The sequence below is a fragment of the Salipiger sp. HF18 genome, from assembly GCF_011806505.1.
Taxonomy (GTDB): domain Bacteria; phylum Pseudomonadota; class Alphaproteobacteria; order Rhodobacterales; family Rhodobacteraceae; genus Salipiger; species Salipiger thiooxidans.
Window position 1 is genome coordinate 1 of sequence record NZ_JAATOS010000939.1, and the last position, 706, is coordinate 706.

Below are 706 nucleotides of genomic sequence, written 5' to 3' on the forward strand. Positions count from 1 at the left end.
GGATCTCGGCCTCGGTGGGGATCGGGTTCGCCACGATCTGTCCACCCGGCAGGCCGAGAGCCGCGCGCATGGCAGCAGCGCGGGCGATCTCGAGCGGGTTGTCCATGCGCAGCGGCGCACGCAGCCCGGCCTCGCGCGACCAGAAGGCCGGAAGCTGGTCCTGGCCATAGGCGATGACCGGCACGCCCAGCGTCTCGAGCACCTCGAGCGTCTTCGGCAGGTCGAGGATGGCCTTTGCGCCGGCGCAGACCACGGTCACCGGCGTCTGCGCCAGTTCCTGAAGGTCGGCGGAGATGTCGAAATTCTGTTCGGCGCCGCGATGCACGCCGCCGATGCCGCCGGTGGCGAAACAGGTGATGCCGGCGCGGGCCGCGGCGATCATGGTCGCGGCCACAGTGGTGGCGCCGGTGCCGCCCTGGGCCATGCAGACCGCGAGATCGGCGCGGCTCAGTTTGGCGACGCCGCGCGCCTGCGCCAACGACTCGAGCTGGGCATCGTCGAGCCCGACGCAGAGCTTGCCTTCGATCACCGCGACGGTGGCGGGAACCGCACCCTCGGCGCGGATCGTGTCCTCGACCTTGCGCGCCATCTCGAGATTGCGCGGCCACGGCATTCCGTGGGTGATGATGGTGGATTCCAGCGCCACCACCGGCGCGCCCTGAGCAAGAGCTTCGGCAACGGGGGCGGACAGGGACAGAAGGCTCAT

Annotated in this window: 1 protein-coding gene; it reads right to left on the reverse strand. The window is 70.4% G+C overall.

Annotated features, from left to right (window positions below):
• The coding region (locus HC022_RS28120; protein WP_167454552.1) for a pseudouridine-5'-phosphate glycosidase at positions 1-706 on the reverse strand (706 nt) is incomplete at both ends.